This is a genomic window from Myxococcus sp. AB036A (assembly GCF_006547355.1).
GTDB lineage: Bacteria > Myxococcota > Myxococcia > Myxococcales > Myxococcaceae > Myxococcus > Myxococcus virescens.
In genome coordinates this window covers 1-14,075 of the sequence record NZ_VHLC01000159.1, presented here as the reverse complement: position 1 = coordinate 14,075, position 14,075 = coordinate 1, and the positions used below count along the sequence as shown (strand labels likewise).

The 14,075-nt window shown below is 71.2% G+C and carries 11 protein-coding genes and 2 pseudogenes; 6 read left to right on the top strand and 7 right to left on the bottom strand.

The genetic code is table 11. The features are described 5' to 3' along the window. Window positions 1-313: pseudogene (locus FL344_RS36385) on the bottom strand (hypothetical protein); the annotation flags it as partial. Window positions 314-359: 46 nt separating this feature from the next. Then, entirely contained in the window at window positions 360-584 is a 225-nt protein-coding gene (locus FL344_RS36380; protein WP_141594431.1) for a hypothetical protein, read from the bottom strand. Between the two features lie 138 nt (window positions 585-722). Between FL344_RS36380 and FL344_RS40175 the strand changes: the two genes are divergently transcribed. Further along, entirely contained in the window at window positions 723-1,343 is a 621-nt protein-coding gene (locus FL344_RS40175; protein WP_368667462.1) for a hypothetical protein, read from the top strand. 976 nt (window positions 1,344-2,319) lie between these two features. Here FL344_RS40175 and FL344_RS36370 read toward each other — a convergent pair. Together FL344_RS36370 and FL344_RS36365 are read right to left on the bottom strand one after the other, a co-directional pair. Then, window positions 2,320-2,697, bottom strand: a complete 378-nt coding sequence (locus tag FL344_RS36370; RefSeq protein ID WP_141594429.1) for a hypothetical protein — start codon at window positions 2,695-2,697, stop codon at window positions 2,320-2,322. 94 nt (window positions 2,698-2,791) lie between these two features. Next, window positions 2,792-4,555, bottom strand: coding sequence for an ABC transporter ATP-binding protein (locus tag FL344_RS36365; protein WP_141621742.1), 1,764 nt, complete (start codon window positions 4,553-4,555; stop codon window positions 2,792-2,794). A 158-nt stretch (window positions 4,556-4,713) separates the two neighbouring features. On the opposite strand from FL344_RS36365, the gene FL344_RS36360 reads away from it, so the two are divergent. The 4 genes from FL344_RS36360 to FL344_RS36345 all read left to right on the top strand — a co-directional run bounded on the left by FL344_RS36360 (window position 4,714) and on the right by FL344_RS36345 (window position 10,442). After that, window positions 4,714-5,154 (top strand): hypothetical protein, encoded by a 441-nt coding sequence (locus FL344_RS36360; RefSeq protein WP_026114310.1) that lies wholly within the window; start codon window positions 4,714-4,716, stop codon window positions 5,152-5,154. 168 nt (window positions 5,155-5,322) lie between these two features. Then, on the top strand, window positions 5,323-6,450 hold the full coding sequence (gene dnaJ / locus FL344_RS36355) for a molecular chaperone DnaJ (protein ID WP_141621741.1): 1,128 nt from the start codon (window positions 5,323-5,325) through the stop codon (window positions 6,448-6,450). Window positions 6,451-6,636: 186 nt separating this feature from the next. Beyond that, a complete protein-coding gene (locus tag FL344_RS36350; RefSeq protein ID WP_194858707.1) occupies window positions 6,637-8,802 on the top strand; it encodes a penicillin-binding protein activator in 2,166 nt (721 codons plus the stop codon). Then, window positions 8,799-10,442, top strand: a complete 1,644-nt coding sequence (locus tag FL344_RS36345) for a WD40 repeat domain-containing protein (RefSeq protein WP_141621740.1) — start codon at window positions 8,799-8,801, stop codon at window positions 10,440-10,442. Before FL344_RS36350 ends, FL344_RS36345 begins: the two co-directional genes overlap by 4 nt. Window positions 10,443-10,457: 15 nt before the next feature. Here FL344_RS36345 and FL344_RS36340 read toward each other — a convergent pair whose 3' ends face one another. Then, the gene (locus FL344_RS36340) at window positions 10,458-11,150 is read right to left on the bottom strand and encodes an NAD-binding oxidoreductase (protein ID WP_141594425.1); all 693 of its coding nucleotides are present in this window, start codon (window positions 11,148-11,150) and stop codon (window positions 10,458-10,460) included. Between the two features lie 84 nt (window positions 11,151-11,234). Here FL344_RS36340 and FL344_RS36335 point away from each other — a divergent pair, with 84 nt between their 5' ends. Continuing rightward, entirely contained in the window at window positions 11,235-11,975 is a 741-nt protein-coding gene (locus FL344_RS36335; protein WP_171445103.1) for a transglycosylase domain-containing protein, read from the top strand. A gap of 12 nt (window positions 11,976-11,987) precedes the next feature. Here the strand turns inward: FL344_RS36335 and FL344_RS36330 are convergent, their stop codons facing one another. Then, window positions 11,988-13,757 (bottom strand): serine/threonine-protein kinase, encoded by a 1,770-nt coding sequence (locus FL344_RS36330; protein WP_194863390.1) that lies wholly within the window; start codon window positions 13,755-13,757, stop codon window positions 11,988-11,990. Between the two features lie 132 nt (window positions 13,758-13,889). Beyond that, window positions 13,890-14,075, bottom strand: a pseudogene (locus FL344_RS36325) (hypothetical protein); the annotation flags it as partial.

Genomic DNA, 14,075 nt, shown 5'->3' with positions numbered 1-14,075 from the left:
CCTTCTTTGTGCGGGGCGGGCGGGCCTCGTCTTCCAGCCGCACGTGTTTTCCCTCCGCCACCAAATCCCAGAGGCCCAGCAGGTTCTGGTACAGGCGCCGGGCGATTTCGGGGGAGGGGAAGCGCGGCTCCTCGTCGAACAGCGCGGGGATGACGTCGCTGGGCGGCGTGCCTTCGGCGCGGGCGTCCCGCATGCGTTCGAGGACCTGGGCGCTGTCCAGCCCGCTGCCGGCCAGGTCCAGCAGGCCGTCGAGCGTCTGGGCGCCCTCGAAGTGGCGGTGGAAGTCATCACCTTTGTCGCGGGAGCGGCTCATGTGGGCAGGCACGCTAAGCACAGCGGGCGGGCGGGCGCACGCGGCTTCATGACTCGGCGGGCCATTCGCCCATCAGCTCGTCCTGGCGCTCCTTGGGATTGGAAGTCCACGCGTAGTCTTCCGGGACGTGGCCGCCTCCGTGCGCGGCCCAGCCATCCCAGCTCACCTGCGCCTTCATGAAGGCGTCGGTGGGTTCGTCCGTGACTTCGGGGCGGTTGGCGGGGACCTCGAAGGGCGTCTCGATGGGCTCATCAGGAAGGGTGATGGCCATGGCTCAATCCTCCTGGTGTGAACAGTAGGGAGGCTCCAGGTGCGAGGGGAGCGGGGCCGACAGGCAGACGGGCGGTGGGTCGTCTTTCGTTTTGGGACCTTCGCACCTAGTCTTCGTTCACACATGGCAGAAACCTCCGTGGAAACGTTGAAGACTGCGGTGCAGGCGCTCTATCGCGTCCACGCGGTGGAAGGCCCGCCCGGCGAGAATGGGCTGCGCACCGTCTGGCACCTGTGCCCGGACGGCGCGGAGCTGATGTCCCTGGTGGATTCAGAGGGGCGCGTGCGCCGGCAGGAGCTCACGCTGCTGGAGGACCACTACGTGTGGGCCAGCGGTGAGGGCGTGCGCACCGGCTACCTGGAGCGCGGCGGCGGCAAGCCCACGGCCGCGGCGGTGGTCCAGACGGACCCGGAGCTCGTGCCGCAGCGGCTGATGCGCGCCGCGCTCGCCATGGGCACGTACACGGGACAGGACCGCTACCTGCTCCACATGCAGCGGGTGCTGGCGCTGGCGCGCGAGGGCCTGGAGATGAAGGGTGGCCTTGCCCGTCCCTCGGAGCCCACGCTGCCCGCCGTGGAGGCGCCAGTCGTGACGACGGCTCAGGCCGCCGTCTTCGACGTGCCGCCCGCTGCGGTGGCGGTGGTGGAGGAGGTCACGCCTCCGGTGGTGCGGCCCGGTGAGGGCATGACGATGCTGCTGGTGCTCGCCCTGGGGTTGCTGGTGGGGTTCGGGATGCTGGCGTTCATCTTGATGGGCTGAGCGGGGCTCACGTCTCCGGAGGGCGGCTGCGGCATGCTCCCCGAGGGGCCCTCGCCATGTTCGGCGGGAATGGCCACCGGCGGGTGTTCCGTGGCGGAGCTCACCGGCTGCGCATCCAGCACCAGCAGCACGGCCACCGCGGTGGCGGGCACCAGCCGGGCGGACCAGCCCAGCGGCGTGTGGGCGTCTTCTCCGACGCGCCGGGCCATCAGCAGCGTCAGTCCCAGCACCGCCAGCACCCCGGTGCACGTCCACCGCAGCGCGCGCAGGTTCGCCGTCATGGCGAGCCCCGTGGCGATCAGCTCCGAGCGCTCCGCGTCCGGTATCCGCGCCAGGCTGGTGAGGAAGCTCAGCAGGTGGCGGGCCTCGAGCGCGCCCACCATGGCCACCGAGGCCAGGGACGCGGAGACGCCGCTGGCCAGCAGCAGTCCGCGGTTGCGGGGGCCCGCGGCCTCCCGGAAGCCCGTGGGGCCGAAGTGCGCCAGCACCAGTCCCAGCGCCAGCCCCAGCAGCAGCGCGGTGCTCGTCCAGGCGCCCAGCAGCCGCGGCGCCATGGCCTCTCCCGTGCTGGTCGCCAGCACCAGGCCCGCCTCCACCGTGTCCATCCGGGGCAGGGAGACCAGCACCCGGTCCATCAGGACCTCGGTGCCCATCAACCCCAGCATCCACGGCAACGTGGCCAGTCCCAGCATCGCGGACAAGGGCACCCGCCGCTCCATGCCGGAGCCGACCAGCGCCAGGGACAGCAGCGGCACCTCCAGCGCCAGCGCCATCGCCACCAGCGCGGCGAATGGCCCGGCCGCCTGGAATGCGTGCGACACCCCGGCCATCCCCTCCAGCAGGGGACCCAGTGTGAAGCACCACACGAACACTGTGATGGGCACGGCCAGCGCCACGGCCAGGCCGGGCGCGAGACGAAGCCGGAGCGGAACGAGCATTTCAGGAGAGAGTAGTCTCTCCGGTTAAGCCTGTGAAATTAGACCGGGGGACGACCCACGAGCCAGTAGATGACGCTCGCCAGCACCCCTGCGACGGGAGAGACGAGCACACCCAGCAGGTAGAGCTTGGGACACCCGCCGCCGCTACAGCCGATGCGGCCATAGGCGAGGACGCCGGCCAGCAGCAGGGGCACGTGCATGCCCATGAGGAAGACGCCTACACCGCGCAGCACGAGCCCGCGGTACCACGTGCGCGTCCACAACCGGAAGACGATGGGGAGCAGCAGCAGCGTCAGGGTGGCGGCGGTGGCCAGGGTGCCCTGCCGAGCCGACACCGCCACACACGCCAGGGCCGCGAGCGCCAGGGCGGGGACGAGCAGCAGGGCGTTGAGGGACAGGGGCTCCCGGGGACGCATCGAAGTCAGCCAGGGACGCTGGCAGAGCGACAGTGGAGGTGCAAGGACGGAAGCGGGAGGGGTGTCCGGCATCAGCCAGGGCCGCGCGCCGCCTTCACGCCGCGACAGCGCCTTCGCCCAGGAGCTGCGTGTACCGGCCCCGCAGGGCGAGCAGCTCCGCGTGGGTGCCGGCCTCCACCACGCGGCCGGCCTCCACCACGGCAATCAGGTCCGCGTCACGCACCGTGGACAGCCGGTGCGCGATGACGAGCACCGTGCGCCCCTTCATCAGGGCGACCAGGCCTTCCCCCACGGCGGCCTCGCTCGCCGCGTCGAGCGCGCTGGTGGGCTCGTCCAGCAGCAGCACCGACGGCCGGCACAGGAAGGCCCGCGCCAGCACCAGCCGCTGCCGCTGTCCGCCGGACAACCGGCCACCGCGCTCGCCCACCAGCTCATCCAGGCCGCCGGGAAGCGAGCGGACGAAGTCGTCCGCGTGCGCCAGCCGCAGCGCTTCCCACAGCTCCTCGTCCGTCGCCTCGGGTCGGCCCAGGCGGAGGTTGTGCCGCACGGTGCCGGAGAAGAGCACCGGCTCCTGGGGCACCCACGCCACCTGGCCGCGCACGCTGGAAGGCTGGAGCGCCGTCAGTGGCGCCCCGTCCCACAGCACCTGTCCGCCCGACGCGGGCAGGAAGCCCAGCAGCACGGAGAACAGCGTCGTCTTGCCCGCGCCGGAGGGCCCCACCAGCGCCACGCGCGCGCCAGCGGGCACCACCAGGTCCACCCCGCGCAGCGCCTCGCGCCCGTCCGAGTAGGTGGCCCGCACGCCTTCCAGCCTCAGCTCGCGCGACAGCGGCCCGGCGGCGTCGCCCACGTCCGGCGCGGCCGGCTCGTCCGCCATGGCGAAGAGGCGCTCCGCGGCGGCCATGCCCGTCAGCACCTGTGACAGCGTGCCGCTGAGCGACTTCACGGGCTGGTACAGCAGCAACGCGGCGGCCATGAAGGAGAGCAGCCGCCCCGCCAACGCGGGGTCCGCCGCCACTGCGCGCGCGCCCCAGGCCACCGCCATGGCCACGCCGGCGATGCCCAGGAGCTCCACCGTGGGGCTCACCGCGCCGCGCAGGAAGAGCGAGCGGCGCATCTCCCCCAGGTACTTGTCCGCCTCCACCTCGAAGGCCTCCAGCGCCCGCGGCTGTCCGCGGAAGGCCTGCACCACGGGCAGGTTCTGGAGCTGCTCGGCGGTGAGCGCCGTCAGCGAGCCCAGCCGCTCCTGCGAGCGCGTGGCCACCTTCTTCAGTGAGCGCGCGAAGCGGTTGATGGGCAGCACCGTCACCGGCACGACGACGAAGGTGAAGAGGAACAGCGTCTTGTCGATGAGGAAGCAGGTGGCGAGCAGCGCGATGATTTGCAGGCCGTCCTTCACGTAGGACGTGAGCGCCTGCGTCACGGAGAACTCGACCAGGGGCACGTCCGCGGTGAAGCGCGCCAGCAGCTCGCCGGAGTGCCGCCGCTCGAAGAACGCGGGCGGCTGGCCGAGCAGCCGTCCGTAGAGGAACCCGCGCAGGTCCGCCATCACGCGCTGTCCCAGCCGCTGCATCAGCCCGCCCTGGAGGAACTGCGCGGTGGCCTTCACGATGGCCACGGCCACGACGAGCAGGGGCAGCCGCTTGAGCAGGGCGTCTCCCGGCAGGGATACCCCGGCGACGGTGACGGGCTCATGAGTGAGCAGCGCGCGCAGCAGGGGGCCCACCACCCAGGCATAGGCGGACGTGGCGATGGCCGCGGCCACTGACGCGCCGACACCCGCGGCGAGCAGCAGCCGGTACGGGCGCAGGTAGCCGAGGAGCCGACGATAGACGTGAGGAGAAGGACGGGGAGCCACTGTTCGGCGGCGGACTCTGTCACTGAGTCGCCAGAAGGTCCAAGGCTACCGGGTTTCGGGGGTAGGTGCCCTGTCGGCTGCCCTGCCACCGGGCGCTTGCAGCGCCCGGGCCAGTTCCATTGCCCACCTTCAACCCTGCGGACAGGTTCAGGGGAGCCATGGAAACCAATAACGAAAAAGAGGCCCTGTTCAATCCGGGCTGTGAGCCGGTGGTGGAGGACGAGGAGCGCCGCCGGCTCCTGTGGCTGATGGCCGAGTACTTCCGCACCATCGGTTACACGGACATCAAGGCGCGCCTCCCCGGGTTCATGCCTCCTCCCATCCTGTCGGGGACCATCGAGGACCATCGCCCCGACTTCACCTGTCGGCAGTCGGATTCGGCTCGCACGCCCATCATCCTGGAAATCGTCACCCCCCACATGGTGGACGAGCCCACGGCGGAGAACCGCTGGAGCCTCCTGGCCAGCGCCGCGAAGCTGTACAACGCGGAGCTCCACTTCGTGGTGCCCAAGTGGGCCGCTACGGGCGCGGTGGACCCGGGACTCAAACGCAGGCTGGCCAGGATGGAGCTGACGGCCAACCGCGTGTGGACCGTCTGACGGCTTCCTCGCTTCCCGCCACGCCACCCGCCCGGATGCCCGCCCGGCACCGGGTGGGCGCGGGCGGCGCGTGTCCCCGCTGGATTGCCGGTGCGTTTCGCTGCGTTATAGTGACTCAAGATTTTACGCAGCGCAAAAAAGCACAGCAAATTCCAGGGGTTGTAATCAATGTCAGCGGCGGCGGGTCAGAAACGCGACTACTACGAGGTCCTGGGCGTCCAGAAATCTGTCTCCGCGCAGGAGCTCAAGAGCGCGTTCCGCAAGGTGGCGCTGCAGTACCACCCGGATCGCAATCCGGGGAACTCGGACGCCGAGGAGAAGTTCAAGGAGGCCTCGGAAGCCTATGAGGTGCTGAGCGACCCTGAACGGCGGGCGAAGTACGACCGCTTCGGGCACGCGGGCAACCCCTTCGACGGCTTTGGTGGCGGCGGGGGCGGGTTCCAGGGCGTCAACATCAACGACATCTTCGGCGAGATTTTCGGCGACATCTTCGGCGGTGGCCGGGGTGGGCGGCGGACGAGCTCGCGTGGCGCGGACCTGCGCTACAACCTGGAAATCACCTTCGAGGAAGCGGCCTTCGGCTGCCGGCCCAAGGTGACCATCCCCCGGCCGAAGAAGTGCGACACCTGCTCCGGCTCCGGCAGCAAGAGCAACACCGGGCCCCGGCCCTGCTCGGCGTGCGGCGGCAGCGGCGAGCTGCGCTACACCCAGGGCTTCTTCGCGGTGTCCCGGCCCTGCGGTGACTGCGGCGGCACGGGCGCGGTGGTGCCGGACCCGTGCACGCGCTGCAAGGGCTCGGGCAAGGTGCCCTCCGAGGAGGTCATCGAGGTGGCCATCCCGGGCGGCGTGGACAACGGCACGCGCGTGCGGCTGTCCGGCATGGGCGAGCCTGGAGACCGGGGCGGTCCGCCGGGTGACCTCTACGTCACCGTCATCGTGAAGGAGCACCCGCTCTTCCAGCGCGAGGAGTACGAGGTCTTCTGCGAGGTGCCCATCTCTTTCACGCAGGCGGCGCTGGGCGCGAAGATCGACGTCCCCACGCTGGACGGCAAGGTGAAGATGACCGTCCCCAACGGCACCCAGTCCGGCAAGGTGTTCCGGCTCAAGGGCAAGGGCATCCCCCACCTGCACAGCCAGCAGCGGGGAGACCAGCACGTGCGCGTCGTGGTGGAGACGCCCACCGAGCTGTCGTCGAAGCAGCGCGAGCTGCTGGAGAAGTTCGCGGAGGCCTCCGGCGAGGAGTCGCACCCGCAGTCGAAGAGCTTCATCGCCAAGGTGAAGGAGCTGTTCGGCTGACGACGGTTGCGGGCGCGGGGCCGCGAAAACGCGGCCTCCGTGCCGCGCCTGGTGGGCAGGCGGGCGCCGCGGCGCGGCAGGCCGCCGTGGGCACGGGCACTGCAAAACAGCGGTTCCTGGCAGTGGAATCTTCCCCCCGCTCGGGTGTCGACGGGGGCGCACCCCACTGCTATGCACGCCCCTGCCATGGATGTCCTGCCCACCCTGCGCCGCTCGCTCGTCATCGCCCTGGCCCTGCTGCTGACGGCCTGCCCCCGGTCCACCCGTACGCCCTCCGGAGGTGACACCGGCGGGGACCTGCCTTCGGGAGACCCGTTCCCCACGCGTCCTTCGGTGGAGGCGAAGAAGGACCCCACCGCCGACGCGGCGCTGGCGCAGGCGTCCCAGACGGCCAGCGCCACCCCTGACAAGAAGAAGGCCGCGGAGGCCTACCTGTCGGTGCGCAAGGCGTATCCCGCCACCACCGCGGGCCAGGACGCGCTCTATCAGGCCGGCGTCCTCTTCTTCGAGTCCAAGGACTTCGTCAACGCGCGCAAGAGCTTCAACGAGCTGCTCTTCGAGAACCCGCTCCATTCGAGGGCGGATGACGCCAAGCACAAGCTGGCCATCTCCGCGATGGAGGTGGGCGCCTACCGCGACGCGTACCAGACGCTCTCCAGCCTCGCCGAGCGCGCCAGCGGCGCCGAGCGCACCCAACTGCTCAACGAGGCCGCTCGCGCCGCGGAGGGCGCCGGCCTCTACGGGCAGGCGCTGCAGATGGCGGTGGACGAGGCGGGCCAGGCCCAGGGCGCTCAGGCGCAGGCCGCCGCGGTGGCCAAGGTGGAGGCGCTGGTGGAGGGCCGCGCGGGCTTCGTGGACATCGCCCGCGTGGCGGAGGGCCTGTCGCCGTCCAACCCGGCGTGGCCCGTCATCACCTTCAAGCTGGCGCGCGTCTACTACCACCTGCGGGACTGGACGCGGCTGGAGGAGACGCTGAACCGTTTCCTCGCCCAGGCGCCCGGCCACGCCTTCGCGCCGCAGGCCCGCGAGCTGCTGGCCCGCGCCACGCGCCGCGTGGAGGCCCGCCCCCGCACGGTGGGCGTGCTGCTGCCCATGACGGGCCGCTACCAGCCCATCGGCGAGGCGGTGCTGCGCGGCATCCAGTTGGGGCTGGAAGGCAGCGGCGTGGAGCTGGTGGTGAAGGACACGCAGGGCGACGTCAACAAGACGGGCCAGGCCATGGAGCAGCTCGCCTTCGACGACGGCGCCATCGCCGTGCTGGGGCCCCTGCTGGCGGATGACTCGAAGCGCGCGGCGCTGGTGGCCGAGGAACTCCAGGTGCCGCTGCTGACCATGAGCCGCCAGGACAACATCACCGAGCTGGGCAGCTACGTCTTCCGCAACATGCTCACCAACGCGGCGCAGGCGGAGGCCATCGCCGACTACGCGATGAACGTGAAGGGCTACAAGCGCTTCGCGCTGCTGTATCCGAACATCCCCTACGGCGTGGAGCTGGCGGATGCCTTCTGGGACCAGGTGGTGGCGCGGGGCGGCGGCGTGCGCGGGGCGGAGCGCTATTCGCACGACCAGACGACCTTCACCACCGAGGCCAAGAAGCTGGTGGGCCGCTACTACCTGGATGACCGCGGCGACTACGTGGAGGGCGTGCGCGACGTGCAGGGGGAGAACCTGGACGCCTTCCGCCGCCGCAAGGCGCTGGAGAAGGTGAAGAGCGGCGTGGAGCCCATCATCGACTTCGACGCCATCTTCATGCCGGACGACTGGCGCCGCGTCAGCCTGGTGGCGCCCGCGCTGGCGGTGGAGGACATCGTCACCAACGCGTGTGACCCGCGTGATTTGGAGCGCATCCGCAAGACGACGGGCAAGAAGGAGCTGAAGACGGTGACGCTCTTCGGCGCCAACCAGTGGAGCAGCCCCAAGGGCCGCTCGGGGCTGCCGGAGCTGGTGGAGCGCGGCGGCAAGTTCGTCACCTGCTCGGTGTTCGTGGACGGCTTCTTCGTGGATTCGCAGCGTCCGGCCACGCGCCGCTTCGTGGAGCAGTACCGCGAGGCCTACCGGGCGGAGACGGGGCGGGACCCGGGTCTGCTGGAGGCCATTGGCTACGACTCCGGTCGGATGTTGCGGCAGCTCATGGAGCAGAAGGATGCACCGCGCACTCGCGCGCAGATGCGTGACGCGATGGCCAACCTGAAGAACTTCGACGGGGCCACCGGGCGCACGTCCTTCAACGAGAAGCGCGAGGCGGTGAAGCAGCTGTTCCTGTTGTCCATCGACAACAAGGGCGTCACGGAAATCAACGTCGAGAAGGAGCGGCAGAAGGCCGCCTCGGCGTCAGGAGGCTCAGGGACATGAAGTTCGCGAGGGGGGCGTTCGCACTGCTGGCGGGCGGGGTGGTGGCGGTAGGGGGTGGTGGCTGTGCACACGCGCCTCCTCGGGTGTCCCCGGAGCTGAGCGCCCGGCTGGAGTCGGAGCCGGGCACCTGGGTGTCCGGTAGCGCCTCGGGCCTTGGGCGCAAGGCCGTCCTCAACAACAAGGACTTCATCTGGGGCCTGGCCTTCGCGCCGCGAGGCGCCCGGGTGGCGTACTCGCGCCTGGGCAGCAAGTCCTACTTCCTCTCCGTCTGGGAGCTGGGCTCCGCCGAGCCGACGATGCTGGCGGACCCGGCCATCAACCCCTACGAGTTCGACGTGGAGGGCGTGGCCTTCTCCCCGGATGGCACGCGCGTGGCCACCGCGGGCAAGGACAGCGTGGTGCGCCTCTTCGACGCGGCCACCGGCGCGCTCGTGGCGGAGCGCCGCACCGAGGAGCCGCTGTCCGTGGTGGCCTTCCACCCGGAAGGGAAGTGGCTGGTGGTGGGCAGCTACAAGGGCCTGATGACGGTGCTGTCGGCGCCCGCGCTGGAGTACGGCTCCGAGGAGCGCGGACACCTGGGCCCGGTGACGGCGCTGGCCTTCGCGCCGGACGGGACGCTGTATTCGGGCGGCTGGGACAAGCACGTGCGGGCCTGGTGCACCTCCGTGGAGGGGCTGCGGCCGGGGCAGGCGCGCATGCGCTTCGAGCGGCGCGCCGGCTCCGTGGTGCTGGGCGGCACGGTGAATGACAAGGCGCCGCTGTCCTTCGCGTTGGATGCACGCGCGCCCGCGCTGGTGCTCACCAGCGAGGCGGCCGCCGCGGCGGGCATCGACGTGCCCTTCCTGAAGGACACGGTCAACGTGCCGGGGCCGCTGGGCACCATCGCCGCGCGGCTGGCGCCGGCCCAGTCCCTGCGCTTCAAGTCCATGCGGGTGGAGGGCGTAGACGTCGCCATCTGCGACGCGTGCGTGCCGCAGGGCACCCAGGGCGTGCTGGGCGCGCCCTTCTCCGAACGGGTGGACGTGGCCTTCGACGAAGTCACGCAGGAGGCCGTGCTGTCGCTGAAGGGCGGCCCGCCCGAGGGCGCGGCGGCGGTGGACGCGCTGGTGCTCGCGCGGCGCTCGGAGTTTCCCTTCCCGGCCTACGTGAGCGACGTCACCGTGGACGCGCGCGGCCAGCGGCTGGGGGTGGGCCTGTCGGAGCAGAAGCCGGAGCGCGACCGCGGCGTGTACGAGCGCGAGCGCAAGGGCGTGGAGGAGCCGCAGGGCCCCTTCAACGCGGGCGCGCTGGTGGACGCGCAGTCCGGTCAGGTGCTGGCGAAGTGGCCGGTGCACCGGGGCGTGGTGGCCACCGCGGCCATCTCCCCGGACGGGCGCTCGCTGGCCAGCGGCGGCTGGGACAAGCGCGTGTACCTGTTCACCGAAGGGGACGTGGACGCGCGCGGCGAGCACCGCTTCGACTGGTCCGTGCGGCGCGTGCGCTTCAGCCCGGATGGGCGCTGGCTGGGCGTGGCCGCGTGGACGCCCCAGGTGGCCAGCCGCGACGGGGACAGCGACCCGGCGGCGGTGCTGCTGGACGTGGGCTATGAATCGCCCACCGTGCAGGGGCCGGGCACGGCCGGCGCGTCCGTCGCGCCGTAGTTCTCACTCCACCGCTCAGAAGTTGAGGTGGATGTCACCCGCGGGCATGCCGCGGGCCTGGAGCGTCGTCATCACGCCCTGCACCATCTCCTTCTGCCCGCAGAGGAAGGCCACCGCGGCCTGTACGGGCCCTTCACCCAGGTGGGCCTGCACATAGCCCGTGAGGCCCTGCCAGCCGCTGGCGCCGGGCTGGCTGACGGTGCGCACCACACGCACCCCGCCCGCCTCCCACTCGTGGAGTTCGTCCATGTAGGCGAAGGCGCCCGGTGTGCGCGCGCCGAAGTAGAGCGTCACCTGGCGGTAGGCGCCGCGCTCCAGTTGGATGCTGGTGATGACGGAGCGGATGGCGGAGATGCCGGAGCCGGTGGCGAACAGGAGCACGTCCTGGCCACGGGCGCGCTCCAGCGGGAAGCCCCGTCCTTCTGGCCGTGACACGTCGACGTGGGCGCCCCGGGGCAGGTGGATGAGGGCGTCGGACAGCGGGCTGCCCACCTTGAGGAGGAACTCCCACTGCGTTCCCGGGCGGCCGGGCGGGGAGGCGATGGCGAAGAGCCCCTGTCCCACACCAGGCAGGCGCAGGTGGACGTATTGGCCGGGCCGCTCATGGGTTCCGGCCAGGGGCGTGCCCTGGACGTCCAGCACGAGGTCGGTGAGGCCATCTGCGGCGGGTGCACTGTCAGTGACGGTGGCCGGGTGCCAGTCGGGCATGTCGGGGTTTTAACCTACGCGCCCGGCGCGTGCTGCCCCTGGTAGCCTGAGGGGGTGAAGAGTCTGCTCTGGACAATCTTGTTCATGCTGGGCCTGGCCGGCGTGGTGATTCCGCTGACGTACCTCTACACGGCGAGCAAGCTGCCGCCGCTGGAGAGCGAATTCGACGTGGAGAAGCAGCTCAAGCACAGCATCGAAGGCGAGCGGATGAGCCTCCGGGCGGGGCAGTCCCAGCGCAACCCGCGCCCCATCACCTTCGTGCGGCCGGACTTCTCCAAGCTGCCCAAGGACCTGGTGGCCCTCTACATCCGCCACCTGGAGTGCCCCCGGTACTTCCAGACGCCACGAGAGGACGGGCCCGCGTGGGCCTGGCGTCTGTTCCTGGGCGCCACTGTGGGCACGTCGCCGCCGGGAGATGGGGCGTGTGAGCGCGTCCTGGCCATGCGCATCGCTGCCGCGCTGGGCATCGAGGGCACGCGTGAGCGGTCGGTGGCCGCGCACCGCATCCACACCTTCATGCAGAAGGACCAGCTCATCGCGTACGACCTGTCCATCATCTACTTCGAGCGCGGCATCGTCGGCGTGGAGGACGCGGCCCTGGCGCTCTTTGGCCGTGAGCTGAGCGAGTTGAAGCTGGAGGAACTCGCCGAGCTGCAGCTGGCCCTGCCGCCGTACTCCGACTACTACGGCATCAAGATTTGCAAGAACCCCACGGTGCTCCGGCAGGACCGCAACCGGCTGTTGGAGGACCTGGCGGCGTGGCGGTTGGTGAGCGAGGACCGCGCGCGCAACGCCATGGCCCAGCCGCTGGCCTGCGCGCGCTGAGTCAGGCGCGGGTCAGCGAATCATCCCCGCCACGCCCGTCACCTTCTTGAGCAGGTCGATGCGGGCGTGGGCGCTGGTGTCGGCCCGCGCGTCGTCGCGGTACTTCGCCAGCAGGTTGCGCGCGGCGTTGGCCTTGGGGGCGTCAATCTTCCCGCTCGTCTCCAGCCGGTCCACCCGGCGCTCCAGCCGATTGATGCTCTGGAGGATGTCCTCCAGCGTGGGGGCGGAGGCCTTCAGGGGGCGGGGCGGCGCGACGCGGGTGTCCTCGGCGCGCGGGGCCGGCGGCGGACGCTCCACGCCGTCCGGCGGAGCCGGCACGAGGGCGGCGACGACCAGGGGCTGGAGCGGCACTTCCTCCACGGGCGCCTGCGCTGGCTCGGCGGGAGGTGGGGGCATCGCCGCGGCTTGCTCTTGCGCTGCGGCTTGCTGCGGCGTGACGGCAGCGGCCTGCTCCGGCGCCGCGGCTTGCTGCGGCATGAGGGACGGCGGCACGAGCGCGGGGGCCTTCGCGCCGCGGATGACGACCGCGGCAGCGCCCGCGAGCAGCAGCAGGGCGAAGCTCACGGCACCCACCAGTGGCAGGTGCTTGCGCAGCGGGCTGCGGACGCCCGCGGCGCGCAGCTCCTGCGAGGTCAGCTCGGTGTTCAGCTCCGGGGGCACCGGCACCGGCGTGGTGGGGCGGCGCGAGTCCGCTTCCGCCACCGCGGCGGCCTTCTCGAAGCCGGGCGCGAGCGCGCTGGGGTTGGAGCGCGTGGAGGCCCGCAGGGTGCGGCGCAGCTTGTGGAGCTGCTGCCGCAGCGCGTCCGCGGAGTTGGGGCGCGTCTCCGGGTCCTTGGTGAGCATCTGCAAGATGAAGGCGTCCAGCGCGGGCGGCAAATCGGAGACGAACTCCGACGGGCGAGGCGGCCGCGCCTCCACGTGCTTCATCAGCAGGTCCACTGGCGAGCTGCCCACGAAGGGCAGGCGGCCGGTGACGATTTCGAAGGTGACGACACCCAGGGCGTAGAGGTCCGTCATCGGACCCACTTCCTGGCCGCGCGCCTGCTCCGGCGCCATGTACTCCGGCGTGCCCACCACCATGTCCGTGCGCGTCTGCGCGGTGCGGCCGGTGGGGCCCTGACCTCGCTTGGCGAGCCCGAAGTCCAGCACCTTCACGTAGCGCGAGCCGTCCGGCTGCTGCACCAGGAAGATGTTGCTCGGCTTGAGGTCGCGGTGCACCACGCCCGCGCCGTGCGCGGCGGCCAGCGCGGCCAGCACCTCGTCGAGCAGCGCCAGCGCCTCCTGCACCGGAAGCCGGTTCTTCTCCGTCAGCACCGCGTCGAGCGCCTGGCCCTCCAGGTACTCCATGACGATGTACTGCCGGCCGTCCGGCACCTGGCCGAAGCCGAAGATGTCGATGATGCCCCGGTGACGGATGGCGTTGACGGCGCGGGCCTCCGCCAGCAGCCGCTCCACCTGCTCGGTGGAGTGGGCCAGCTCCGGACGCAGCACCTTCACCGCCACGCGCTTGCCGATGAGCGGCTGGATGCCCTCGTACACCAGCCCCATGCCGCCCACGCCGATGCGCGAGCGCAGCTCGTACTCGCCCAGCTTCAAGCCGATGAGCGGGTCCCTCTGCACGGCCGCGGGCGGGGGAGGCTCTGAGGCCTGCACCACCACGTTCGGCTCCTCGCGCGGGGGCACGTCGAACGACGACAGCACCACCGTCCCATCGCGTGGGCACACGGTGGTGTCGGCAGGTACGGCCAGGCCGCAGGTATCGCAGATCAACTCGGAAGCCATCTCAAACCGGGAAGCAGCGTAGCAGGAGGACCCGGGTGGGGCGATGTGCTCCAGCCCGGAGTGCCTGGCCGGCGGTCAGACGCAGCACGCAAGCGCCCTCCGGGCAGGCACCCCAACGTCGGACAACGGACGCTACGGCGTGGGGCTGACGCAGTTGAAGTCCGACAGTCGCGCGCCCGTGCTCCCGTCAATCCCGGGGCCGGCGCCGCCCGGACCGCCCGGACCGACCTGGAAGGTGACGCCGCCATCCGTGTAGCGGACCGTCGCGCCCGGGCCACACCACACACCCACCGAGGGCCCACCGCCACCACCACCCCC

Excerpts from the sequence above, each read along its gene's own strand:
- FL344_RS36380 (WP_141594431.1), bottom strand. The coding sequence starts at position 584 with ATGGCCATCACCCTTCCTGATGAGCCCATCGAGACGCCCTTCGAGGTC.
- FL344_RS36370 (WP_141594429.1), bottom strand. The coding sequence starts at position 2,697 with ATGCGTCCCCGGGAGCCCCTGTCCCTCAACGCCCTGCTGCTCGTCCCC.
- FL344_RS36360 (WP_026114310.1), top strand. The coding sequence starts at position 4,714 with ATGGAAACCAATAACGAAAAAGAGGCCCTGTTCAATCCGGGCTGTGAG.
- dnaJ (WP_141621741.1), top strand. The coding sequence starts at position 5,323 with ATGTCAGCGGCGGCGGGTCAGAAACGCGACTACTACGAGGTCCTGGGC.
- FL344_RS36350 (WP_194858707.1), top strand. The coding sequence starts at position 6,637 with ATGGATGTCCTGCCCACCCTGCGCCGCTCGCTCGTCATCGCCCTGGCC.
- FL344_RS36345 (WP_141621740.1), top strand. The coding sequence starts at position 8,799 with ATGAAGTTCGCGAGGGGGGCGTTCGCACTGCTGGCGGGCGGGGTGGTG.
- FL344_RS36340 (WP_141594425.1), bottom strand. The coding sequence starts at position 11,150 with ATGCCCGACTGGCACCCGGCCACCGTCACTGACAGTGCACCCGCCGCA.
- FL344_RS36335 (WP_171445103.1), top strand. The coding sequence starts at position 11,235 with ATGCTGGGCCTGGCCGGCGTGGTGATTCCGCTGACGTACCTCTACACG.
- FL344_RS36330 (WP_194863390.1), bottom strand. The coding sequence starts at position 13,757 with ATGGCTTCCGAGTTGATCTGCGATACCTGCGGCCTGGCCGTACCTGCC.